This is a genomic window from Legionella quinlivanii, assembly GCF_003265995.1.
Lineage (GTDB): Bacteria > Pseudomonadota > Gammaproteobacteria > Legionellales > Legionellaceae > Legionella_C > Legionella_C quinlivanii_A.
In genome coordinates, this window is the sequence record NZ_MVJN01000007.1 from 49,884 (window position 1) to 73,990 (window position 24,107).

Here is a 24,107-nt window from a genome sequence, read left to right on the forward strand (position 1 = left end):
TATCAGCCTGATAATTACGCTCAAGCTCATAAAAATTTTGCTGCCTATCCATATCTATGTGATAATTTGCGCTTTGCATACTTTGGATAATACGATGGATAACAACAAGCAAAAAGCACTAAGTGCTGCTCTGGCACAAATAGAAAGACAATTTGGGAAAGGTTCAGTCATGCGCATGGGAGATAACCCTGCCGAGCGCGATATCGAGGCGATCTCAACCGGCTCTCTGGGATTGGACATTGCCTTAGGTATTGGCGGTTTGCCCAAGGGGCGAATTGTAGAAATCTACGGACCTGAATCCTCTGGTAAAACCACATTAACTCTGCAGGTTATCGCCGAATGCCAGAAAGCGGGGGGAACTGCAGCATTTGTGGACGCGGAACATGCGCTGGATCCTGGTTATGCGGCTAAGCTCGGCGTCAATGTAGATGACCTGCTGGTTTCGCAACCGGATACTGGTGAGCAGGCACTTGAAATTACGGATATGCTGGTTCGTTCTGCTGCAGTGGATGTTATTGTGGTGGATTCTGTCGCTGCTTTGACTCCCAAAGCGGAAATTGAAGGGGAAATGGGTGATACTCATGTAGGTTTGCAGGCTCGACTCATGTCGCAGGCATTACGTAAATTAACGGCCAATATCAAGCGATCCAATACACTGGTGATCTTCATTAATCAGATCCGTATGAAAATTGGGGTGATGTTTGGTAATCCTGAAACGACCACAGGCGGTAATGCACTCAAGTTTTATGCTTCAGTTCGTTTGGATATTCGCCGTACTGGCTCCATTAAAAAAGGCGAAGAAGTAATGGGTAGCGAAACCCGTGTTAAAGTGGTTAAAAACAAGGTCGCGCCACCATTTAGAACCACTGATTTTGATATTCTTTACAATGAAGGGATTTCCCGCGAGAGTGAAATTATTAATCTGGGAACCCAGCTGGGACTGATTGAAAAAGCAGGCGCCTGGTATAGTTACAAGCAGGAAAAAATTGGACAAGGGAAAGATAATGTCCGCGTTTATCTTAAAGAACATCCTGAAGTAGCCATAGAGCTGGAGCGGTTAATTCGAGCCGAGTTGCTGGAGAAAAAAATGCCGGCGGCGGTGATGGAAGAAGATATAGAGATGATGGATGAGTAAAGCCTTTGACAGTGCTCTTCGCTTGCTGGCCAGGCGAGAGCACGGGGCAAATGAATTGGCTCAAAAATTGGCTCACAAGGGATTTGAAAGGCTTGATATTGAAAATGCTGTGGACAAATGCCAGCAGCTTAATTATCAAAGTGATGAAAGGTTCATTGCTTCATTTTGTCGTCAGCGCATCGGGCAAGGATATGGTCCGCAGCGAATTATACAGGAACTGCAGCTCAAAGGTCTGGCAAAAGATCTTATACTGGAAATAATCAATGAGCAGAATCTGTCCTGGGAAACTCTCGCCAGGGAAGTGATACAAAAGAAATTCAGGCAAATAGAGGAGCAGGATTTTGTTGCTCGGCAGAAACAACAGCGTTTTTTGCAAAATCGTGGTTTTTCTTTTGAGATAATTAATAAACTATTTAAACAATAGATCGGAGACTATGAGATTGAGTTACTTCGTTTCGCTGGGAGACTCAATCTATTCTGATAATCTTAACAAGAAGTTGTGAATTATGAAAAGTTCAGAAATTAGACAAGCATTTTTTGATTATTTTATCGACAATGGCCATCAATTTGTGGAATCAAGCCCGCTGATTCCTGGAAATGACCCTACCTTATTATTTACCAATGCCGGGATGGTTCAGTTTAAAGAAACCTTTTTAGGAATTGAGCCGCGAGCCTACAGCCGTGCAGTAAGCGCCCAACGTTGTGTGCGCGCCGGCGGGAAGCATAATGATTTGGAAAATGTAGGATATACTGCCAGACATCATACTTTTTTTGAAATGCTGGGTAATTTTAGTTTCGGCGATTATTTCAAGCGTGAGGCGATTCGCTTTGCCTGGGGATTTCTAACAGACGTTCTGCGCTTACCGCCCGAAAAATTATGGGTCACTGTCTACGAGCAGGATGATGAAGCGGCTGATATCTGGCTAAAGGAAATGAAGGTTTCTGCCGAGCGCTTTTCTCGCTGCGGCGACAAAGATAACTTCTGGTCAATGGGGGATACAGGACCCTGTGGTCCCTGCACCGAAATTTTTTATGATCATGGTCCGGAGATAGCCGGGGGGCCTCCAGGAAGTCCTGATGCGGATGGCGATCGCTATATTGAGATCTGGAACCTGGTATTCATGCAGTACAATCGGGATAAGGAAGGCAAGTTGCATCCCTTACCTCAGCCTTCAGTAGATACGGGAATGGGACTGGAGCGAATTGCCGCTGTGGTGCAAGGCGTTCATAACAATTATGATATCGACAGTTTTCAACTCCTGATTCGCTCTATATTGGAAATGTCTCCCGGAATTGATCCGAAGCATCCGTCTTTGCGAGTGATTGCAGATCATATCCGCGCCTGTGCTTTTTTAATAGCCGATGGCGTCTCTCCCAGTAATGAAGGACGAGGCTATGTGCTAAGGCGCATTATCCGGCGAGCTATTCGGCATGGCAATAAATTAGGTTTGCCATCGCCTTTCTTCAGCCGTCTGGTTGAGCCCTTAGGTCACGTAATGGGCGATGCCTATCCGGAACTGTTGGAGGCAAGGCTGCAGATTGAGCGGATTCTGACACAGGAAGAAAATCAGTTTATTCGTACTCTGGAACAAGGTTTAAGGCTTTTACAGGAACAAATTCAGACTTTGGATTCTGCAATAATTCCAGGCGAAATCGTGTTTAAACTCTATGATACCTATGGGTTTCCCCTCGATTTAACTCAGGATATCGCTCGCGAGCAAAATTTAACGGTTGATCTTGATGGGTTTAACCAGTGCATGCAGCAACAGCGTGAATTATCGCAATCAGCCAGTCAATTTTCCGCTGATTATTCTTCAGCCTGCCAGGTTGAGGAAACAAGCCATTTTCATGGTTATGAGACGGATAGCATGTCGAGTGCCATTACCGTTTTATTAATGGATAATAAACGAGTCAATCAGCTGGCACAGGGCGAGAAGGGAGCCATTATTCTTGAGCATACCCCGTTCTATGCTGAAAGCGGCGGACAGGTGGGTGATAAAGGGCAGTTAGTTACCAGTCATGGCGTTTTTCAGGTTGAGGATACCCAGCGCACTGGCCAGGCCATAGTCCACTATGGCGAAGTGCTGGAAGGTGAAATTAAACTGGGACAAACAGCTGCCGCCCAGATTGATGCCAGACGCCGCGCAGCCATTCGGCTTAATCATACAGCGACTCACTTGTTGCATGCCGCATTAAAACAATTAATCGGGCCTCATGTACAACAGAAAGGCTCCCTGGTTGATGCAGAGCGCGCGCGCTTTGACTTCTCTCATTTTGAGGCATTAAGTTCTCAGCAACTGCGTTCACTGGAAGAACTGGTAAATGATCGTATCCGTGCGAATGAAGAAGTACTGACTCGGATAATGAATCTGGAAGAGGCTAAAAAAAGCGGGGCTGTCGCCCTGTTTGGTGAAAAATACAGCGATGAAGTAAGAGTATTATCTGTAGGGGATTTCTCTATGGAGCTTTGCGGTGGCACGCACGCAGAGCGTACAGGTGATATTGGTGTATTTAAAATAGTGGCTGAATATGGGATTGCCAGTGGTGTCCGGCGGATTGAAATGGTAACTGGCGCTTACGCACTGGATTGGATAAACCAACAGCTTGCTCTGCTGGATGAAATGGCTGCGAAATTAAAGACAAGTGCCGGCACTGCGGCTGAAAAATTAAGTCAATTCCTGAACGATTTTAAACTGCAGGAAAAAGAGCTGAGTCGAATGCAGACTAAACTGGCAGCCAAGTCAGGAGGCGATTTGCAGAAAGAAATGCAGACTATCGCGGACACTGCGGTGCTGATCAAGCAATTGAATGGAGCAGATAATCAATCAATGCGGACAACACTCGATCAACTGAAATCATCAAATGAACGAGCGATTATTGTATTGTACACCGTTGATAATGCGAAAATAAATGTCATTGCCGGGATTACAAAATCATTAGTCGGTCAGGCGCCTTCTGCAGCCGTTCTGGTGAAAATGCTCTGTGGTAAAGGCGGCGGCCGCGAAGATATGGCACAGGGCGGAGGCCCTGCTCCTGACGATTTGGATAGCCGTCTCGCAGAGATAGCCGTTTTGCTGGAGGATTGGGGAAAATCCAGAGTAAGTGATCCAAATACATAAAATATAAATGGTAGCAAATTGCATCAGATTAAGCTTCGCGATGCAATTTGCCTTAAAAGATTTATTGCGGCTGGAAATAATCATAAGGATTTGATGATGAGCTTTTTAAGTGAATTTAAACAGTTTGCCATGCGCGGTAATGTGGTCGATCTGGCAGTGGCAGTGATCATTGGTGCTGCGTTTGGCAAGATTGTTTCCTCCTTGGTCGATGGGATTGTTATGCCTTTAATCGGCTTGCTTCTTGGGGGTGTTAATATCACCGCAAAATCCTTGAAAATCGGCGCAGCCGTTGTGAAGTGGGGGGCTTTTCTGCAAACCATTTTAGACTTCACAATCATTGCTTTTGCAATTTTTGTAGCGGTTAAATTCATTAATTTACTGCAGGTAAAAAAAGATGCGGAGCCTGAGAAAATCAGTAACGAAGAAAAACTATTAGTCGAAATTAGAGATCTTCTGCAAGCCAATTTGCATAAACAATAGAATTTTAACCTGTATTTGACAACGCCTGAATATTTTTCTGCTAAGCTAAAAAAAACTAGTCCAGCGGATAATGCTTATGGAATATCGCAATCCTGAAACTGCTGATTTCGAAAAAATGGTCGAACTGCAAAATGAGAATCTGGCTGTTAATCTGGCTTCTGATTTGCAGGATGGATTCCTGTCAGCAGGATTTACAGCTGAACAGTTTAAGGAAATGGATGCTGATTTAGGCATTATTGTGGGGGTTGAGGATACAGCGGTTTGTGCTTATCAGTGTGCAAGCACTCTGAACTACAATAAAAATGTTCCTTTGGTGCAGGCAATGATCGATCAATTCAACCGCTTGAAATATCAGGGAAAATCTCTTGCAGATTACCAGACTTGTGTGTACGGACCTGTTTGTATTGCCAAAACGCATCGAGGCAAAAATGTCATGTCCGGATTATTTGAACACATGAGCCAGTATTTAAAACAAGCGCATCCCGAGATAGACATGCTGACTGTTCTGGTTTCTAAAAGTAATCCTCGCTCAGTGAATGCACATAAAAAACTGGGAATGGAAGTGATCGGTGATTTTCAATTTAATGGCAGCGAATTTGTCATTTTAGTCTATCCAGCTCATTAATCCAGTTATTAAGCAGCGATATAAAAATTTTTTTTCTTCAGAATTTTATTCCCGAATCTGAGCTATATTAAAATTATCAAGGACTGTATTGAGATGCCATGCCTCCTTTATCGCCGATCTCTGAGTTCATAAAATCTCCAGAAATAAATCCTGTCCCCAGTTCTTTTCCTAAAACATTAGCAATGGAAGCGCTTCAATACGTTAAATCACTGCCAACCCATGCTCAAGAGAGTGATGAAGCGAAATTAAGCGAGGAGCAGATAGAGACTATTCTAAATGGCAGCGGATCGACTCTGGATAAAATTAAGGCCTCTTATATTGCAATGAAGCAAACAGGCGCTTGCAACAGCAAGCATCAGGCGCTTTGCGCTTTTCAGTATATTCTAAACCGATTAATCAGTAGCCGCGTAGCCGATATTAACAAGACTATGCCTCTGGAATTACTTTCATTACTCAAGCATTTTATCGTAAAAATTAATAATGAGGTGATCTGCGATCCAGCCCTCGATGCCTGCTATCTGGCCAGTGACTTACCCACCCTGATTTCCAGGGATCACAAAGCCGATTGGGGGATGTTTCATGATCCCAGTACTTACTTTAAAATTGAAAAGAACTGGCTTTGCTATTCCTGTCTGAATCCCAATAACACCGCGAGTCTTGATCGAGCCTCAATGGAAAGTATTTATAATTTATTCCCGCAGGTGTATTCGGATTCTCCGCTGACTAAATCGGTTCCTCAAAAAGCAGAAGATGCACCCGATATTGTGGTTCGCAAGCCCTGAGCTTGTTAACAAAGTCTCGGAATTTCAGTATATTATATGTTTTGTTATTAGGGAAAATAGCTTTGACCTTCCGCGAGCGATTGTCGGCATTTCAATACTGGCCTCATGTGATCACCATCAGCCTAATCGTACTGGCTGTCGCGGGTTATCGTTATTTTGCCTACTATGATACACGCTCAAACGATGCTTATGTCTCAGCTAATGTTATCAATATGGCTGCTTTGGTTTCAGGCCCAATCAGCGAAATTTATGTTGTAGAAAATCAGCAGGTAAAAAAAGGAGACAAGCTGATTACTATCGACCCCAGGCCCTATCTGTATGCATTAAATAAAGCCAAAGCCCAATATAATATGGCCAAAATCAGATACGCGAATGAAAAACTGGGCATTCAGGTTGCAGAAGAAGAATTACGGCAAAGCAAATCCATGCTTGCTCTCAGTCAGGATCATTTAAGTCGTTATCAAAAACTGCAAAAGCAGGGCGATTTGGCTGAAATACAGCTGATTAATACGGAGGCCAAGATAAGCGAGCAGCAGGCTATTGTGCTGGCTGCCATGCAGAAACTCAGAATTGCCCAGCAAAATTTTGATAATAGTGAAATCAAAGCCGCACTGGCTGAAGTGCACAAAGCGCAATACCTTTATGATCACACCACGATCGTTGCGCCTGCTGATGGTTATATTACCAATTTCAATCTGCGCCGAGGGCAATACATTCATACCGGTGAGGGCTTATTTGCGCTGGTTGACACCAGTTACTGGTGGATTGTAACCCGTTACCGCGAAACAGCAATCCGCCTGATTAAACCAGGTGACAAGGCAAAAATTTATCTTGATATGTATCCTGGAAAGACCTTTCACGGTCATGTGGAGAGTATCGGCTGGGGAATTAATCGCGTACAGTCAGGACAAGTGGCTCCATCCACACTCGCATATCTGGAAGCGACCGAAGACTGGATTAAAATTGCCCAACGTTTTCCAGTACGTATCGTTATCGATGACGTGAGCAAAGAATATCCTTTACGTATTGGCGCCAGTGCGACAACGATCACCTATCCGGAGAAGAAGTGATCTCTCCCTTCCTTCCGAAAACCCTGGAAAACCGTGCGGCAATAAGGACTGCAATATCGACTCTGATTGCTATTTTAATTGCTTTTGCCCTGCATCTGGATAAGCCTTACTGGGCAGGCATGACTGTTGTAATTCTGGCCAATGTGTACACTGGAAATATTATTGATAAAGCGATTATGCGGATCGCTGGGACTATAATTGGGGCATGGCTTGGATATTTCATGTCAGGTTTTATTGCGAACAGTTTTTTTCTCTATTTGCTGGCTGGATTTTTTCTCATCGCCATTGCCGTTTATTATTATAACCTGAGCCGCTATGCCTATGCTTTTCTGTTGCTGGCGATCAGTGCTTTTATAGTTATTTCCGAACTGGCCTTTTCTCCGGGAGAAGCGTTTCAGGTGGCCATCTGGCGTCCGGCCGAAATTGGGTTGGGAGTACTAGTATCGGCGATCGCTGCTTTTTTTCTTTTCCCAAACACTATCCAGGATGCAATGAATAAAAGTGTGAATACTATTTTCACCAGTATGGATAGCCTCATTGCAGAAATTGCTTCAGCACTGCAGGATCAGAATATGGATATGGTTTCGGAAATCCAGAAAAATAATCTTCTTGTCAAAAAGAAATTGCGTCAAGGCATGGAGATGCTGGGTTTTATGCGCCGCGAGATTGGTTTTGAGCGAGTAAAGCTGGATCAATACCGTTTATTGCTGGAGTCGTTCCAATCGTTTATTCGGATGAACAGTTATTATGTGAGAAACCATTTTTTTATCACCAGTGAAAATATCGTTTTTGCTGATCAACTGGCTTTGGAAGGAATTTTTGAGGCTATACGAAACGATTTAAAAAAGATAAAGACTATCCTAGGTGATCAAAAAGATCCGGAGGCCAAATCCGAGCTTGAGACCACGGCCCTTGTCAATAATTTCAGAAAGACAATCAGCCGCTTAACTTCCCAGCACCCCGATCAGTATCAAAATTATCTTGCAATTGCCCATTATTTCAGACAGCTAAATACCATGCTGGATAATATCCAGTCTGTTCTGCTTGGTAAAGAAAAAAAGGGGAAAACAAAGCCGAATTTTATTTCTCATCAGGAGCAGCTAAAAAACGATCCGGATGTTATTTTGCATTCAATTAAAGCCGGATTATCTGCAACTCTGGCCTTGATCTTCTGGTTAATCAGCAATTGGCCAGGCGGTTTAAATGGAATTATCAGCAGTATTGTTATATCCGTGCGTAAAAGCCTGTTTGAAATGAAAAGTGTCAGTCTGCATCGGGTATTAGGTTGTCTCTTAGGTGGCGGACTTGCTTTAGGCAGTTTAGCCTGTTTTTCGTTTAATCTTTATAATTTTATTATTTTGATTCTTGCGGGTGTGTGGGCATTCAGTTATTTTTCATTCAAATGGCCTGCTGATGCTTATATCGGTTTACAGGCCAATCTGGCTTTGGTAATTACCATCGCCCAGGAAGGCGGGCCGCCGACCAGTTTAACACCGCCACTAGAGCGCCTTGGTGGAATTTTTATAGGTATTGCTGCCAGCTTTTTAGTCGCAAATGTGCTTTGGCGGACCGATCTCTGGCATATCCTGCTCAGACAAATTGCCAAATTGAAGCGCCACTTGATTCATAATTGCAAGCAAATACTGATGTCTGAATACAAGATGAAACGCCCCTATGATTTGGTTAATCAATTTTGGTTAACAAGAGGTGTGCTTGAAACCCTGGAAGTTGAAGGTCAGACCAACGAGAAAAAGCTGCCTCAGTTGCAGGCGATTCATGATGAATACGATAAATTAGTGATGATGCAGGCCACTTTGAGTCATATTCAGGAAACAGTGAACCAACAGCAAGCTATCTCTACTGCAAGTCAATTAAGCTTTGATCTGAAGCAACTTGCAGAGACAGTAGGAGGTCTTTATGAGGAAGTCAATTCATCTAAAGTCTCAGAAACACAGACTCAATTAAAATTACTCATGCACAAATTAGTTGAGCAGGGGGAGGCATTTTCTACCGATGAATTAGAGAACTGTGAAGTTTACTTACAAGCCCTCTATCAATTAACAGTAATTAATTTGGGCATACTGGGAATCAGTGAGTCAGTAAATTTTTGGGCTTTTAAGAAGCTTGTTAAAAATTGATCAAATGGTTCAAGTGGTACTGCTGAAGCCAAAGACATCCTGAGCCTGGAAGAAGTTTATGCAGAGCCAGCATAATTTTGCCATAATTTATAAGGATTCCTTTAATTAAAGGCTGCTATGGATAAGCAAAATGGCTGTTATATTGGTACCTCCGGCTGGAGTTATGAAGGCTGGATTGGCAATTTTTATCCTGACAAAATCAAATCACCAGATGTCTTGCCTTACTACACCAAAGTCTTCGATTCAGTGGAACTAAATAATAGTTTTTATCAGCTTCCTAAAGAGAATAATGTAAAAAAATGGGTGGAGCAAACGCCAGAGGAGTTCGTCTTTTCCTGCAAGGCGAATCGTTATATTACCCATACGAAAAAGCTGGAAGATGCCGAAGAAAGTGTTGATCGCTTATTAACTGCGTTTCGTTATTTTGAACATAAACTGGGGCCCATTCTTTTTCAATTTCCGCCTTATTGGCATATTGATCTGCCTCGGCTTAAGAAATTTATTGATTATTTGCCAAAAGATTTACGCTATACCTTTGAATTCCGCTCAAAAAGCTGGTTTTGTGACTCCCTTTATGAGCTTTTGGCGTCTCAGCGTATGAGCCTTTGTTTTTATGATCATAAACAATATCAAACTCCGAGTATCGTCACCGGTGATTTTATTTATATTCGTATGCACGGACCGGAGATAACCCCTTATACTGGTGCTTACTCAGAAGACGCAATCCAGGGATGTGCTCGGAAAATACTGGAATGGCAAAAGGAAAATAAGCCTGTCTATTGTTATTTTGATAATGATGAAAAAGCATGTGCTCCTCAGGATGCTAAAAGGCTAAGAGCGGCAATTAAAGCGCAGAAGGGCATCTAGAACAGTGCTCAATCCAGGTTGAAACTTACTCTTCATTGGTAATTTTTTGAGTCAGCAAATATTTTAAAAGGATGCCGGTATTGTCCTGTCCTTTCAAAATGACTTTCTCATAAAATTCAATAATAATGTTAGCAATTTGAGGTTTATCCAGAGCGTCGTAGGGTTTGGTAAATGTCTGTTCTATTGCTGCTTCACCATATTTAGCTGCTAACTGCGCAAAAATTTCTCTCAGATTCACTTGCGCAGCAACAATTTCCTCCTGTGTGATTGGAGGGGAGGGATTTCTTATCGCAGATTCGATGATATTGAGTTTGGCGATTGTAATCGTATCACCACAAACTTCAGTGCCTTTTTCCAGGTTATCAAAATTGATACGATTGGGAAAAAAACTGGCAAATTCCATATCGATAACCAGCGGCGGATTTGTTTTATATAGACTATGGTAACAATTCAATGTCGTTACCGTATACTCATAGATAGACAGATTACTCGCCCTTCCGATGTATTTCGATAACTGGGAATTGATGAATTCACCCGTATACACTGCAACTACTTTTTGTCCTTTTGAATGCCGAATGGCATGCTGAGCCTCATCCATATAGGCACGAAATTCCGTAGGCGATTGCTGTTCAATCAGGCTCATTACCGGATAAGTCTGTCTCATGTAATTTTCAAATTCAGAGGCTCGGTAATAAGGAATTCCATAAACAAAAAGGGCGGCTATCAGAAGGGAAATAGTGAGAATGGCTGCCCACAAAGCGACACTGTTTGAAGGCCTTTTAATGGCAAAAATGCAAAGGAATACCATTAAAAGGGCAGCGACAAAAGCAACAATAATATATATCCAAAGCACGTTGCTTATCCTTGAGGTTGAGACACTTAATTATAGTATATTCTGCCAGATAAAATTCTCTGGCTTCTATTCTCTGCTTCGCCTGTCAACTCTTTTTGAAGTTACTCATATGAGTCAAGTGCTCTCATCACCGCAGGACGCTCAGCAATCTGACGATACCAGCGAATTAGTGCTGGAAATTGTGTTTCATCAATATGTGCCTGATAAAATTCTTCATAACAATAAAGCCAGGGCCATATTGCCATATCAGCGATGGTATACTCGTTTCCGCTAATAAAGGGATTGCTGGCCAGCTGCTTTTCCATAACGCCCATCAATCGTAATACTTCATTGGCATAGCGCTCTTGCGCATAAAGGACTTGCTCTGGTGCATAGCGGTGGAAATGACCGTATTGTCCAAACATGGGACCAATGTGGGCTGCCTGAAAATAGCACCACTGCATGACCTGAAATTTGGCTTTGAGATGAGTTGGTAAAAATCGTTCATTTTTTTCAGCCAGATATTGAAGAATAGCAACGCTTTCAAAAAGAAAAAAATCCTGTTCACTATCATAGATGACGGGAATTTTATTATTCGGCGAAATGATTAAAAATTCCGGTTTGAACTGTTCACCGCTCATAATATCAATCATTTTAACAGAGTAGGGCACTTCCAGCTCTTCAAGCATAATGGTTGGTTTTATGCCGTTTGGCGTACGGGCTGAGTATAAAGTATACATGTTAAATTCCTTTCCTTTTGAATAATAGGACTAAATATCTGCTGGTCAATCAGCTTTCCAGATCACTGGAAATAAAGGATGGCACATAGGCGCTCCGGCTGCCAGTTCTTCTGTCAGCCCAGGGAAATCAGGTGAAGTAATCCAGGGGCGTGGGGCATGGATAATGTCATCGCCTAAAAAGCGAAGAGAGAATGCTCTGCGTCTTTGCCCAGTGTCAGCACCTCGTGAGGAGTGCAGACTTAGCATATGAAAGCAAATCACATCGCCAGGCTGCATAGACCAGGATTTAATCTCGTATTGCTGTGGATTCTGCTCGATATCAGGCAGCTCACCAAGCGATCCCTCAGGAAACCATTTGGCCTGCTTATCCATAAATGAGCGGGGCATTAGCCAGGGCCCGCGGTGTGAGTGCGATACAAAACGCAAGGCTGCATGCTGGCTGACAGGGTCAACCGGTATCCACATGCTGCAGTTCTGTAAGCCTTCAATATTGTAATAAGGCTGATCCTGATGCCAGGGTGTTGATTGGAGAGTGTCCGCTTCTTTGACCAGTAAGTGATCATGGTACAAGCGAATGTGGCGGCTATCAGTTAATTTAGCGGCTATCTCCCCCAAACAGGAATCAAAAATAAGTTCCTGATAAAAGGGATTGGTTTGCCAGGTGCAGAAATCCTCAACAAAGCAGCCTGGATCATCCGGGCGGCTGGCTACTTTGGCGCGATGGCTCAATTGCTGCAAATTATGTTCAATACCTTCAGTCAGGAGAGCTATCTGCTTTGGATTTAATAATTGCCGGATACAGACTACCCCTTCTTCCTGATAATCCCTGATGAGTCCTTCTTCATCCTGATTCCAAAACACGGGCGTCTCCTTGCCGGCTATTCCACTAGAATGTATCACACTGCATGCGGCTGAATCCAGCCCATACTAAAGGCGAGCAAAAGAAAGAGAAACAGGGCGAGTGACAAGCCTATTCGCCAGCTTAAGGCTTTGACTGTGCGGTTGGTTGAACCTTTATCCTTAATCAGAAAAATCAAACCGCTTCCCAGTGCGAATAGAATAATTAGCATCACAATTAGGATGATTGCTTTGGTGAACATTTGGTATAATCTCCTCAGTGCTTTTTCATGATTCCAAAAAATGCTGAGTGTAACTTGTTTTAATCATCGTTTCACGTCCGGCGGACGTATCCTTGTACTGGCTGTATTGGCTATTATCCTGCTTATCGCGTTGGGGTTCTGGCAGCTGCATCGCGCAGAAGAAAAACAATTGATCCTTACTGCCGAAGCCAGAGAGACTCAACTGCCTCCCGTTGAATGGGTTGCCGGAATGCCCTATCCCAAGCAGTATCAATCGATTCAGATAAAAGGCCGGTATTTGTCATCCATTTTTCTTCTGGATAATCAGTTTTTCGAGCACCAGCCGGGATATAATGTGCTTTCCCCCTATTTGCTTGCTGACGGTCATTTGCTATTAATTGACAGAGGCTGGATCGCAGGTGATCGCAGACATATTCCGGTATTGCCTCCTCTGCAGTCAGCACCTCATTTAAGCGGTCGAGCCTATTTTCCTTCCACTAAATCATGGGTTTTAGGACAGGAAGCTGAAATAAAAAGCGATAGTATTACCATAGTTGAACGCATTGACGTGAAATTAATCAGTAATCTTTTGCATAAATCCGTCTATCCGTTTATTATTCGCCTCAATAAAGATGACGTTAATGGTTTTACCCGTGAGTGGCCCACTGTTACAATGTCGCCTCAACGTCACTATGCCTATGCCTTGCAATGGTTTGCCCTGGCTTTTATTGCCCTGGTGGTTTTTATTGGCTCGAATTTGAAAAAAATCAATGACTAGTACTGTTAAATCGAAAAATGTGGTCCTGTATCTTTTAGCGCTCCTGTTCATCGCTCCTGGTGTTGCGGCCTATCTTTTTTTTACCCATCCGCAATGGCTCCGAGCGCAGGCGATTAATAAAGGCAATTTGCTAGTGCCTGCTGTTTCTGTGGAGCTTGCTAATCCAAAAAGCAAATGGCAGCTGGTATTCTGGAATCCCGGTGTTTGTGAACAAGCCTGTTTGTCACAGCTTGATAAATTAGGGCGTATTCGTTTAGCGCTTGGAAGGCATTTATATGAAGTGGAAGAGGTGCTTATCCTTCCTCCTGGTGTTAAATTATCTCCAGAGGTTGCTCAGCTATTGCAGGAGCAGGATATGCATTATCAAAACCTGTCAGCCAGCAAGCTTCCGTCGTCAGCACAGGTGTATATTGCCAATCCTGACAAATTCCTGATTTTATCCTATTCACCAGCCGCCAAGCCGGCAGATATTTATAAAGATTTAAAACATTTATTAAACGCGGGTAAACAGAGTGCTTGATACTATTTATACAAACTGGATGCGCTGGGCTGTGAGTATTGCTGTCATATTGTCCTTGCTGGTCGTGATGCTGGGCGCTTATACCCGTCTGACTAATGCAGGTCTTGGCTGCCCCGACTGGCCAGGATGTTATGGACATATGGTTCTACCGTCAGATACCAAGGCGTTGGGCCAAGCACAAAAGACCTACCCGGATAATCCTATCGAATCCCGTAAAGCCTGGACGGAGATGGCGCACCGCTATGCAGCGGGTACACTGGCCTTGCTAATCTTTGCTGTAGGAGGAGTTTCGGTATTTCGGACATTGAAAGAACGGAGACCTTTTGCCCGTTTGCCTTTTCTACTCATGCTGCTGGTCTTGTTTCAGGCCGCGCTAGGTATGTGGACTGTGACGCTTAGGTTACTTCCTGTGGTGGTGATGGCCCATTTACTGGGAGGTATATTAATTTTTTCTTGTCTTGTTCGTCTTCGTTTGCAGATGACAGCGAGAAGAGAGGCTTCAAAACCTTCATGGGGTTTCTGGATTGCCCTGGGGGCATTCATCGTATTTTTCCAGATCGCTCTGGGCGGTTGGGTAAGTGCCAACTATGCAGGGATTGCCTGTATTGGTTTTCCCCAGTGTAATGGCGAATGGTTACCGGCAATAAAGCTTTCCCAGGGGTTTAATCTGTTTTCACCCGTTGGCGAAAATTATCAGGGCGGCCTTCTCGATAGCGAAGTCAGAGCATCTATTCAAGGGATTCATCGCCTGGGCGCTTTAATTACCACTCTTTATTTATTGGGCCTTTCTGGACTTATATTGCTGAGATCTGCCAGCAAATCCTTGCGGGGAATGGCGATTTTTGTGCTTATCCTGCTTGGCGTCCAGCTATGCCTTGGTATTATCAATGTCTTGTATCTGCTTCCGTTATGGTCTGCAGTTGCCCACAATGGGATGGCTGCCATGCTATTGGCCAGCCTGTTTACAATGTTTTATTTCTCTCGGGAGGAGCGCTGTGATGCAAAATGAGGCCTGCCTGAAGTCAGCATCCTGGCGAGATTATCTGGAGCTTTGCAAGCCGCGCGTGGTGTTGTTAATGCTGTTAACCGTTATGGTGGGCATGTATCTGGCAGCGCCTGGTTGGATACCCTTATCTACCTTGTGCATTACACTCATAGGAGTCGGCTGTGCCGCCAGTAGTGCCGCAGCAATCAACCATCTGGTTGATAAACGTATTGACGCCTTAATGGCAAGAACCAAAAAACGTCCGGTGGCTCGGGGCCGCATTTCGATTAAACAGGCGATTAGCTTTGCCTTGTTTTTGGGTGTTACAGGTCTGACCTTGCTTTCTCTATGGATCAATACGCTTACTGCAGTGCTAACCTTTGTGACGCTTATTGGTTATGCCGGGATTTACACTGGTTATCTGAAACGGGCTACCCCGCAAAATATTGTGATAGGCGGCCTTGCGGGGGCATCACCGCCTTTATTGGGATGGACGGCAATTACCAATCACCTTGATCCCAATGCCCTTTTACTGGTATTAATTATTTTTACCTGGACCCCGCCTCATTTCTGGGCGCTGGCTATTTATCGATTTGAAGATTATCGTCATGCAGAAATTCCAATGCTGCCGGTAACCCATGGTATTGCTTTTACCAAGCTCAATATTGTTCTGTATACTATTCTGCTGCTGGTGGTCACCATGCTTCCAGTCCTTGTAGGGATGAGCGGTTTGATTTACCTGGCTGGTGCGGTTATTTTGGGACTTCGATTTTTACACTGGACCTGGCGCCTGTATCGAAGTGATGAGCCGGTTATTGCCTTGCGTACCTTTCGATTCTCTATTGTGTATTTAATGTTACTGTTTGTCTTTTTGTTAATTGACCATTACGTGTAAGAGGAAAAAATGGCAAATCAAAATAAAAAAATTACCCTGACGGTCACGTTGCTTTTAGCTATAGCAGCCATGTTTACCGGTTTGTTCGTCGCGCAACATATGCATTGGAATAAAGAAATTGACCCTTCGCAATTTCATGGCACCTTATTACAAAAACCTCGTGATATCGAGCAGTTCAGTCTGACAGGGGTTGATGAGAAATCCTTTGACAACAAGAGTCTGCAGGGACAATGGACAATGATATTTTTTGGTTTTACTAACTGCGGATACGTTTGTCCTACTACGATGGCTGAGTTGGCTAAAATGTACAGTATCCTTGAAGAACAGCGGGTGAAACCTTTACCGCATGTTGTTATGATTTCTGTTGATCCGGAAAGAGATGATCTTGAAAAACTGAAAAATTATGTGATCGCTTTCAATCCTCATTTTTATGGCGCAAGAGGGGAGCAGGCGACTGTGAAAAAAATGGCAATGGAAATGGGTATTGCCTATGAGAAAAAAATCTCAACAAATTCAGAGAACTATGATGTACAGCACAGCGGTGCTGTCATGCTATTCAATCCCCAGGGGGAATTGAGTGCATTTTTCACCACTCCTCATCGAGCTGATTTACTGGCAAAAGATTATCAGCTTCTGGTTGGTTAAAAATTTTAGGGTGTTGCTTAACTACTCGTTTTCCTGTCATATCTGAAATAGATTGTATACTCTGTGAAGCCTGAGCCTGTATGCTTATCAGGCATCCAGCTCTCTATGCCATTGTCTTTGAGAGATGGAGCACCGGATCACAGTAATTTCGTATGAATAACGAGCCAACAAGCCCTTACTTGTCGTCTATACTTTTCTCATGAGACAAAGCAGACTCAGTCCTGTGACTGGCTCAGAGAAGAAATAGATTTTTGGATACAATAAAAACAATTGGGAATAATTATCTTCATGAAAATTGCGATCTTGGCGACCAATCCCCATTTATATTCTCACCAACGATTAAAGGAAGCCGGTGAAGCTGCTGGACATGAAGTCAATATTATCAATCCACTGTACTGCTATATGAATGTTGCGGCTTCCAGCCCTAAAGTGCATTATCGCGGCGGTGAACCCTTGCCCAAGTATGATGCGGTGATCCCGCGTATTGGTGCGTCAATTACTTACTACGGCACTGCAGTCTTGCGGCATATGGAAACTATGGGGATGTATACCTTAAACGAATCGATAGCGATTTCACGCTCCCGGGATAAATTCCGCTCCCTGCAGATATTGGCTCGAAAAGGGATCCCGATGCCATTGACCAGTTTTGCGCAGTCACCGGATGATACAGAAGATTTAATTCGTATGGTCGGCGGAGCTCCCCTGGTCATTAAATTGCTTGAGGGAACACAGGGCAAAGGCGTTATTCTCGCAGACAGCCATCAATCAGCAGTTAGCATTATTAATGCATTTAAGGAAATGTCGGCCAATATTCTGGTGCAGGAATTTATTCAGGAGTCCAAAGGAACGGACATCCGTTGCTTTGTCATTGGGGATAAAGTCGTTGCCGCGGTTAAACGACAGGCAAAAGAGGGAGAGTTTCGCGCCAATGTTCACCAGGGCGGTAAAGCGCAAAAAGTTGCCTTATCCCCACAGGAGCGAGCCATTGCGATCGGAGCGGCAAAAGCGATGGGACTCAAAGTAGCCGGTGTCGACTTAATTCGATCCAATCATGGACCGCTGGTGCTTGAAATCAACTCCTCCCCAGGATTGGAGGGAGTTGAAAAGGCGACCCATATTAATATTGCGGGAAAGATTATTCAGTACATTGAAAAAAATGCCAAGCCCAAAGGCTTAAATCAACGCTTTCAGGGATAGGCGGCCTTCCTTTCCTTAGACTGCGGCTTGACCGCAGTCTAACGATCTTGAGAAAAAAACAATTAAATGTGTTTATTATAAATAAACAATGATGTAAAATTGAGCAAATTGTTTTTGCTTGGAGGTCTCAAAATGCCTTGGAAAAAATTAGGAGGTGGTAGTTTTAATACCACTTATGTGAATGTCGAGAAAGCAGAGGTCTTAAAAATTCAAAAAAAGTGCTATGAGACAGACCTCCCAGAACGTTCAGTAAGACTGTGGAATGAAATAAACTCTCATATCAAACCCCCCGCCCGTGTTGTTCGTTCCAAACAGTTTGGCCCTGGATGGATTTGTCCTTACGTTAAAGGCAGACAATCTACCGATGAGGAAATGGTTGGCGCTTTAATTGATATTTTTACACGTACTGGCCGTATTGTTATTGACGCGGCTGGACGCAAGAATTTTGTGACAACAAAAAGCGGTCATGTCGTTTGTGTCGATGTGGGGCTTTGTCTGGAGCTTGAGAAAAGGCATGAAGTTCGCCTGGGAAATAAAACAAGACGAAGCAGTATAGCAAGCCAGAACTATTGGGGGGATGCAGAGGTTCTTCATGACAATTGGTTTCGGATAAATAGTTGGGTCTTTCCACAAACAATAGAAACAGTCAAAGCCTTATTGTTTATCAAGAACAATCGGCCTGACATTTTTGACGCCGGATTTTTAAAAAACAAACCCAATTTAATAAAGGCATTGGCTGCCGGCTATGATGCTCAACGCAATGTGGGCGTTAACTCACGGGTTGAACTGGCGGCGGAGATAATCGATTATCGAGCCAGCATCTCTACTCATCCCTCCCGGCGGCTGCCTGCAGTTTCTTTAAAAACCAAAGACAGATTATCCGAAGCAGTTAGTAAAGCGAAAAATATTTTATTAGTTGAAAGAGAATTAAGTCTCGATAATCTTAAAGAAAGCTGCATCAGAGAGTTAACCCGTTATCTGCTTTCGAGAGGCTCCTTAAAAGAGGGTGAGTTTTCGGCGTCTCTGATTACTCGTTTCTTTAGAAATTCCGAGCTGACGGCGACAAAAGCTGAATATACCAGGCTGCTCATGCATAGCATTAATAATGCAGAGTCGGTTGAGGAAATAAAGACGCTTGCAGGCAAGGCTTTCGGTAATCAATTGTTAAGTTCGTCAGCGCATAGCGTCAGCCTCGCTGTACGTCTGGCGAAATGTTCTGCTATGTGTGAGGTGGTGGAAGAGCAATCTGCTGGTTTGCAGAGACGGACGAGTCTCTAATCTCTGCAAACAGGTTAGGAGGCCCGGGTTTCTCTCTTTCGGTTATCACTTTTACCGATGAGCCAATCCGGGTTAACCTCCAGTTCATCGGCTAGACGATCCAGTATTTTAGCTGTGGGAATGACTATTCCGTTTAAAAAAGCCTCTGCCTGATATCTGGGAATTTTCAAGAGCTTAGAAAATACTTCAATCCGCTCATCGTCTCTAAGGGGAACCCCGATACCATCCAGTTCTTTATTCAGGCGTTCAGCAAATCGTCTATTGCTCATTCCCTGCTCCTAAACAGTATTGTATAGATTCTTCTATAGCATAAAAAACCACTTTTGCAATATTCTGGTGTATGATTAAAATGTGAATGGAATAAGACCCTTAGTTCTCATTATTTGGAGCATATCGTGGAATCCTTAATTACATTGGGTTTACTGGTTATTTTTGCAGTTGCTTTTGTTCTTTCTGGTGTGAAAGTGGTTCCTCAATCAGAAGAGTGGACTGTGGAGCGGTTTGGACGCTACACCCACACTCTGTCACCAGGGTTGGGATTAATTGTTCCATTTATTGATCGGGTTACCTATAAAGTAAATATGAGGGAACGAGTCCTTGAGATTCCTCCGCAGGAAATCATTTCGTCTGATAATGCGATGGTGACTATCGACGCAGTCTGTTTTTTTCAGGTGGTGGATACGGCAAAGTCAGCGTATCAGGTCGATAATCTGGAACATGCCATCCGCAATTTAACCATGACCAATATACGTACCGTTCTGGGATCTCTGGAATTGGACGGTATGCTTAGCCATCGGGATGAAATCAATAGCCGGCTAATGCATGTGGTTGATCAGGCAACTACTCCCTGGGGTGTAAAGGTGACCCGAATTGAAATTCGTGATATTCGCCCGCCACAGGATCTGGTGGATGCAATGGCGAATCAAATGAAAGCCGAGCGTGAAAAAAGGGCTTCAATTCTCGCTGCCGAAGGGGATAGACAAGCAGAAATACTGCGTGCTGAAGGGGACAAGCAGGGGCAGATTTTGCGGGCAGAAGCGGCTCGTCAGGAAGCATTCCTGGAAGCTGAGGCGCGTGAACGCACCGCGCAGGCTGATGCTAATGCGACGCGTATGGTCTCTGAAGCGATAGCGCAAGGTGATATCAATGCGATTAATTATTTTATCGCCGAGAAATATGTCGATGCGCTTAAATCGATAGGAAATGCTCAAAACAGTAAGATGGTATTATTACCCGTTGAAGCAACTGGAATAATAGGAGCGCTTGGCGGAATCAGCGAATTGATGAATAACGTTAAGACTAAATCGAATTAGTGAGATGATAATGAGCTGGTTAGTATATTGGCATTGGTTCGCATTGGCCCTGATCTTAATGATTGCTGAAACCCTGGGGGCTGCAGGATTACTGGTTGCACTTGGAATGGCTGCTGCGTTAACGGGCATCCTCACTTTAGTAGCCGGCTTGTACTGGCAATGGCAACTGATTTGGTTCTCCCTGTTCTGCATTTTATTCACCATAGGATGGTGGAGAGTCCTTAAATACCGCTCACAGGTTTCACCACCGCCACTGATTAATCGCCCTCTGGACGCACTAATAGGGCGAACTGCTATTCTGAGTCAGGCTATTGAAAATGGTCGAGGTAAAATCTATTTAAATGACGCCTACTGGTTTGTAACCGGGCCTGAGCTAGCCGCAGGAGCTCGTGTTAAAATCATTGCTGTTCAGGATAATACGGTTTTACTGGTAGAACCGCTTTAACTGAGTGCGCAGTCACTAGTGATGATTTGGAGATTTGAGCCGTTCGGGCTGAGGATATCCCTCAACTCGAATCGGTTCAGGAGCAACGCTTTTTTAAATGATGTATTCGCGTTAATCCAGATATTTAAAGCGGTACATGGTAATGAAGGGCGGTAAGCTATATCAGCCTAAGCCATTTCTTCAACTGGTTCACTTAATGCAATGACATTAGACGCATGCAAACCACGCTCGCCTTTTTCCAAATCGTAAGAAACCTGTTGCCCGGGAGCCAGGGTTTTGTACCCTGAACCATGAATGGCAGAAAAATGTACAAAAATATCTTCGCCACCACCTTCAGGCATAATAAATCCCCATCCTTTGGCATTATTAAACCATTTAACTTCGCCTGTAGCCATAAATCCTCCTTAAACTGGCAGCTGCATATCGATTTATACAACATAACCAATAGCGTAATTGCCTTCGTCCTTAAATGACAATTGTGAAAACCCATAAATAATATAGGTACTTTTCAACATAACTCAAAATTCATGCTTGTCAAATATTTTTTATGAAAAAATTTATTATTTTCCTGACATTATAAGGAGTCTGCTCTAAAAAAAATTACTGTTTTAAAAAAATGCTCATATTCAGCAAGCCTGGATTAACTTTTAATACACCATCCTTTAGAATGCATAAACTAACCAAAATAGCTTGAGACTATGTTTTCAATCGACGAGCGCATACTAAATTCCAGTGTATTTGTTTGTGAGAGCCGTTTATCTACCGTACTGGTAAAAAATGACAGCCGTTTCCCCTGGCTTCTTTTAGTGCCACGAGTGGAGGGCGTACAGGAAATCACCCAGTTATCTCCAAAACAACAACTCGTCCTTATGGAGGAGATCGATTTGTTTTCCCGCGTTTTACAGGCGTGTTGTGAACCGGATAAATTAAACATCGGTGCTCTGGGGAATATAGTTAGCCAGTTGCATATTCATATTGTTGCACGATTTAAAACCGATATTGCCTGGCCTCATAGCGTGTGGCAGCCTCTGGCGGATAGTTGCTCCTATGACCTGCAAACCCTGGAAATTTTTATCGGGCGAATAAAAGAACAGATTACCTGTCTTTCCAGGCCCGCCGATTTACTCTTATTTCCTAAATAAAAACAAGTTTTACTCAATGGTATATACTGAGATTAAGAACTATATTTTTTTAAGGAGAGGGTTTATGGCAATTGATAATTCATTCGCCAATCAACTATTAATTGCCATGCCTTCGTTAACGGATCCTAACTTTCAGCATGCCGTGATTTATGTGTGCGAGCATAATGAACACGGTACAGTCGGATTAATTATTAACCGTCCCATGCAATACCCGCTTGGGCTCGTTTTTGAACAAATGAATATTCACCCTCTTCGCAATGAGCAAAACTATCAGCCTTTGCTATATGGAGGCCCTGTGCAGCCGGAAAGAGGTTTTGTAATCCATCGGCCAACCGGCGGCTGGCGTTCCAGTTTATCCCTGCGCGATGATGTGACCGTGACTACCTCCAATGATATTATCCGCGCAATCGCTGATGATACGGGTCCCAAAGATGCTTTAATTACTCTGGGATATACGGGATGGGGTGAGCATCAGCTTGAGCAGGAAGTGATAACTAATGTATGGCTGGTATGTCCTTATAAGGCCGAAATTATGTATGAAGTTCCTTTTTCTCAACGATGGGAGTATGCCGGCAAGATTCTGGGCATCAACATGAGTCAACTCACTTCCGACGCTGGTCATGCCTGATAAATCCCGGGTATAATTTATAAGACAGCACTATTTGGATTTTTTTATGCCCAGCGGTATTTATTTGGGATTTGACTTTGGTTTAAAGCGCATTGGATTAGCGGTAGGACAAAAAATAACTCTGACAGCCCGGCCCCTGACCACCTTCAATGCAGAAGCAGGGATCCCTGACTGGCGTCTGGTCGAGAAATCGATTAAAGAATGGAAACCAGAAGCCCTTATTGTCGGTTTGCCCACCTGTATCGATAACAGTGAACAGTACACCACCGCCTTAGCCCGCGAGTTTGCAGATCAATTGTCCAATCGTTTTTCCCTGCCCGTTCACCTGGTAGATGAACGATTGTCAACTGTAGAAGCCAGAGCAGAGTTGTTTGCTCAGGGCGGATACCGTAAACTAAAGAGCAGCCCTATTGACAGTTTTGCTGCCTGTGTAATTCTTGAACAATGGCTGCAATATCCGGATAACTAATATGAATCATTTTCTTAATATCGATCAGTTAAACTCGGCTGAGATCCATCGTTTGCTGGAGCGTGCCAAGGCATTCAAAGAGAATAAAATTCCTTACCCCGCGTATTCTGAACAGCGCCTGGCCAATTTATTTTATGAAAACAGCACCCGAACAAGAGTCAGTTTTGAAGTGGCTGCTGATAACTTATCCATGCAGGTAATCAACCTTGATTTGGATAGGTCCTCAGAAAGCAAAGGGGAAGTGATTGAGGACACCATAAGAAATCTTGCGGCAATGGGGATTAATTTGTTTACCATTCGTCACAGCCAGAATTTTTTGCCTCAGGAATTATCTCAGATATTAGATAAAGGCGTTCATTTAATTAATGCCGGCGATGGCACGAATGAGCATCCTACTCAGGCAATGCTGGATTTAATGACTATCCTTGAACATAAACCTGACCTGCAATCGCTGAAAATCGCTTTAATCGGTAATCTGCGGCATTCTCGGGTAGCGAATTCCCTGCAGAAGTTATTTGCTCTCGTTGGGGTTAAAGAACTTCATTTAATAGCACCAGAGCTATGGCAACCGCAAACGCTGCATTTTGGTCAAGCTACAGAATCGCTGCGGGAGGGATTAAGCAATGCGGATGTGGTGATATGTCTTCGCGTACAGCGTGAACGATTGCTGGATAATGAAAACCTCGATTTGAGCACATTTCGCCGTTATTTTGCCCTGACCCGTGAGCATGTTAAATGGGCAAAACCTGACGCCATTGTGATGCATCCCGGGCCGGTGAATCGTGGTGTTGAGATTGACAGCGACATCGTTGATGGACCGCAATCAGTCATTTTGCAGCAAGTACGAAATGGCGTGTTTATGCGCATGGCGGTGCTTGACGCGGTAATGAACTCCAGATAAGTGCATGGCAGGCCTGGCTTTTCGCCAGCCTGCAGTATGTTCTG

The 24,107-nt window shown here is 43.8% G+C and carries 28 protein-coding genes; 22 read left to right on the plus strand and 6 right to left on the minus strand.

Translation table 11 applies throughout. From position 1 onward, the window contains the following. The first annotated feature begins 94 nt into the window (after positions 1 to 94). The 9 genes from recA to B1207_RS10000 all read left to right on the plus strand — a co-directional run bounded on the left by recA (position 95) and on the right by B1207_RS10000 (position 10,216). Positions 95 to 1,135, plus strand: a complete 1,041-nt coding sequence (gene recA, locus B1207_RS09960; RefSeq protein ID WP_112219838.1) for a recombinase RecA — start codon at positions 95 to 97, stop codon at positions 1,133 to 1,135. Next, on the plus strand, positions 1,128 to 1,559 hold the full coding sequence (recX, locus tag B1207_RS09965; protein WP_112219839.1) for a recombination regulator RecX: 432 nt from the start codon (positions 1,128 to 1,130) through the stop codon (positions 1,557 to 1,559). Before recA ends, recX begins: the two co-directional genes overlap by 8 nt. 82 nt (positions 1,560 to 1,641) lie before the next feature. Next, positions 1,642 to 4,254 carry an alanine--tRNA ligase gene (alaS, locus tag B1207_RS09970; RefSeq protein WP_112219840.1) on the plus strand — a complete coding sequence of 871 codons (2,613 nt, stop codon included), beginning with the start codon at positions 1,642 to 1,644 and terminating at the stop codon, positions 4,252 to 4,254. Positions 4,255 to 4,350: 96 nt separating this feature from the next. Beyond that, positions 4,351 to 4,734, plus strand: coding sequence for a large-conductance mechanosensitive channel protein MscL (gene mscL / locus B1207_RS09975; protein WP_112220000.1), 384 nt, complete (start codon positions 4,351 to 4,353; stop codon positions 4,732 to 4,734). A gap of 76 nt (positions 4,735 to 4,810) precedes the next feature. After that, positions 4,811 to 5,359 carry a GNAT family N-acetyltransferase gene (locus B1207_RS09980; RefSeq protein ID WP_172458266.1) on the plus strand — a complete coding sequence of 183 codons (549 nt, stop codon included), beginning with the start codon at positions 4,811 to 4,813 and terminating at the stop codon, positions 5,357 to 5,359. Positions 5,360 to 5,457: 98 nt separating this feature from the next. Beyond that, positions 5,458 to 6,141: a hypothetical protein gene (locus B1207_RS09985; RefSeq protein ID WP_112219842.1), complete on the plus strand. Its 684-nt coding sequence runs from the start codon at positions 5,458 to 5,460 to the stop codon at positions 6,139 to 6,141. Between the two features lie 62 nt (positions 6,142 to 6,203). Next, entirely contained in the window at positions 6,204 to 7,211 is a 1,008-nt protein-coding gene (locus B1207_RS09990) for an HlyD family secretion protein (protein WP_253255835.1), read from the plus strand. Next, complete coding sequence (locus B1207_RS09995; protein WP_172458268.1) at positions 7,208 to 9,349, plus strand: FUSC family protein; 2,142 nt, start codon at positions 7,208 to 7,210, stop codon at positions 9,347 to 9,349. Before B1207_RS09990 ends, B1207_RS09995 begins: the two co-directional genes overlap by 4 nt. A 117-nt stretch (positions 9,350 to 9,466) precedes the next feature. After that, positions 9,467 to 10,216: a DUF72 domain-containing protein gene (locus B1207_RS10000; protein WP_112219844.1), complete on the plus strand. Its 750-nt coding sequence runs from the start codon at positions 9,467 to 9,469 to the stop codon at positions 10,214 to 10,216. A 25-nt stretch (positions 10,217 to 10,241) separates the two neighbouring features. Here the strand turns inward: B1207_RS10000 and B1207_RS10005 are convergent, their stop codons facing one another. The 4 genes from B1207_RS10005 to B1207_RS10020 form a co-directional block, all read right to left on the minus strand. Continuing rightward, a complete protein-coding gene (locus tag B1207_RS10005) occupies positions 10,242 to 11,069 on the minus strand; it encodes a hypothetical protein (RefSeq protein ID WP_112219845.1) in 828 nt (275 codons plus the stop codon). A gap of 101 nt (positions 11,070 to 11,170) precedes the next feature. Further along, the gene (locus tag B1207_RS10010) at positions 11,171 to 11,788 is read right to left on the minus strand and encodes a glutathione S-transferase C-terminal domain-containing protein (RefSeq protein WP_112219846.1); all 618 of its coding nucleotides are present in this window, start codon (positions 11,786 to 11,788) and stop codon (positions 11,171 to 11,173) included. A 45-nt stretch (positions 11,789 to 11,833) separates the two neighbouring features. Continuing rightward, positions 11,834 to 12,649, minus strand: a complete 816-nt coding sequence (locus B1207_RS10015; protein ID WP_172458270.1) for a phytanoyl-CoA dioxygenase family protein — start codon at positions 12,647 to 12,649, stop codon at positions 11,834 to 11,836. A 35-nt stretch (positions 12,650 to 12,684) separates the two neighbouring features. Further along, positions 12,685 to 12,888: a twin transmembrane helix small protein gene (locus tag B1207_RS10020; protein ID WP_112219847.1), complete on the minus strand. Its 204-nt coding sequence runs from the start codon at positions 12,886 to 12,888 to the stop codon at positions 12,685 to 12,687. Positions 12,889 to 12,928: 40 nt separating this feature from the next. Between B1207_RS10020 and B1207_RS10025 the strand changes: the two genes are divergently transcribed. The 7 genes from B1207_RS10025 to B1207_RS10055 all read left to right on the plus strand — a co-directional run bounded on the left by B1207_RS10025 (position 12,929) and on the right by B1207_RS10055 (position 19,165). Next, a complete protein-coding gene (locus B1207_RS10025) occupies positions 12,929 to 13,645 on the plus strand; it encodes an SURF1 family protein (RefSeq protein ID WP_112219848.1) in 717 nt (238 codons plus the stop codon). Continuing rightward, a complete protein-coding gene (locus tag B1207_RS10030) occupies positions 13,638 to 14,165 on the plus strand; it encodes a hypothetical protein (protein WP_112219849.1) in 528 nt (175 codons plus the stop codon). The genes B1207_RS10025 and B1207_RS10030 overlap by 8 nt, the downstream gene beginning before the upstream one ends. A 4-nt stretch (positions 14,166 to 14,169) precedes the next feature. Beyond that, positions 14,170 to 15,174 (plus strand): COX15/CtaA family protein, encoded by a 1,005-nt coding sequence (locus tag B1207_RS10035; RefSeq protein ID WP_172458281.1) that lies wholly within the window; start codon positions 14,170 to 14,172, stop codon positions 15,172 to 15,174. Beyond that, a complete protein-coding gene (gene cyoE / locus B1207_RS10040; protein WP_112219850.1) occupies positions 15,164 to 16,045 on the plus strand; it encodes a heme o synthase in 882 nt (293 codons plus the stop codon). Before B1207_RS10035 ends, cyoE begins: the two co-directional genes overlap by 11 nt. Before the next feature lie 9 nt (positions 16,046 to 16,054). After that, positions 16,055 to 16,690, plus strand: coding sequence for an SCO family protein (locus tag B1207_RS10045; RefSeq protein WP_112219851.1), 636 nt, complete (start codon positions 16,055 to 16,057; stop codon positions 16,688 to 16,690). A gap of 288 nt (positions 16,691 to 16,978) precedes the next feature. Next, on the plus strand, positions 16,979 to 17,887 hold the full coding sequence (rimK, locus tag B1207_RS10050; RefSeq protein WP_058508936.1) for a 30S ribosomal protein S6--L-glutamate ligase: 909 nt from the start codon (positions 16,979 to 16,981) through the stop codon (positions 17,885 to 17,887). Between the two features lie 132 nt (positions 17,888 to 18,019). Further along, positions 18,020 to 19,165 carry a hypothetical protein gene (locus B1207_RS10055; RefSeq protein ID WP_112219852.1) on the plus strand — a complete coding sequence of 382 codons (1,146 nt, stop codon included), beginning with the start codon at positions 18,020 to 18,022 and terminating at the stop codon, positions 19,163 to 19,165. 14 nt (positions 19,166 to 19,179) lie between these two features. On the opposite strand, the gene B1207_RS10060 is transcribed toward B1207_RS10055, so the two are convergent. Then, on the minus strand, positions 19,180 to 19,434 hold the full coding sequence (locus tag B1207_RS10060) for a hypothetical protein (RefSeq protein WP_112219853.1): 255 nt from the start codon (positions 19,432 to 19,434) through the stop codon (positions 19,180 to 19,182). Between the two features lie 126 nt (positions 19,435 to 19,560). On the opposite strand from B1207_RS10060, the gene B1207_RS10065 reads away from it, so the two are divergent. Beyond that, positions 19,561 to 20,478 (plus strand): SPFH domain-containing protein, encoded by a 918-nt coding sequence (locus B1207_RS10065; RefSeq protein ID WP_172458273.1) that lies wholly within the window; start codon positions 19,561 to 19,563, stop codon positions 20,476 to 20,478. A 10-nt stretch (positions 20,479 to 20,488) separates the two neighbouring features. Further along, positions 20,489 to 20,923, plus strand: coding sequence for an NfeD family protein (locus tag B1207_RS10070; protein ID WP_172458274.1), 435 nt, complete (start codon positions 20,489 to 20,491; stop codon positions 20,921 to 20,923). 167 nt (positions 20,924 to 21,090) lie between these two features. Here the strand turns inward: B1207_RS10070 and B1207_RS10075 are convergent, their stop codons facing one another. Then, entirely contained in the window at positions 21,091 to 21,318 is a 228-nt protein-coding gene (locus tag B1207_RS10075; protein WP_058508941.1) for a cold-shock protein, read from the minus strand. Positions 21,319 to 21,621: 303 nt separating this feature from the next. On the opposite strand from B1207_RS10075, the gene B1207_RS10080 reads away from it, so the two are divergent. From B1207_RS10080 to B1207_RS10095, 4 genes are all read left to right on the plus strand, one after another. Continuing rightward, on the plus strand, positions 21,622 to 22,065 hold the full coding sequence (locus B1207_RS10080) for an HIT domain-containing protein (RefSeq protein ID WP_112219855.1): 444 nt from the start codon (positions 21,622 to 21,624) through the stop codon (positions 22,063 to 22,065). Positions 22,066 to 22,129: 64 nt separating this feature from the next. After that, the gene (locus tag B1207_RS10085; protein WP_058508943.1) at positions 22,130 to 22,693 is read left to right on the plus strand and encodes a YqgE/AlgH family protein; all 564 of its coding nucleotides are present in this window, start codon (positions 22,130 to 22,132) and stop codon (positions 22,691 to 22,693) included. 46 nt (positions 22,694 to 22,739) lie between these two features. Beyond that, complete coding sequence (gene ruvX / locus B1207_RS10090; RefSeq protein WP_112219856.1) at positions 22,740 to 23,162, plus strand: Holliday junction resolvase RuvX; 423 nt, start codon at positions 22,740 to 22,742, stop codon at positions 23,160 to 23,162. A gap of 1 nt (position 23,163) precedes the next feature. Further along, positions 23,164 to 24,063 (plus strand): aspartate carbamoyltransferase catalytic subunit, encoded by a 900-nt coding sequence (locus B1207_RS10095; protein ID WP_112219857.1) that lies wholly within the window; start codon positions 23,164 to 23,166, stop codon positions 24,061 to 24,063. Positions 24,064 to 24,107: the final 44 nt, after the last annotated feature.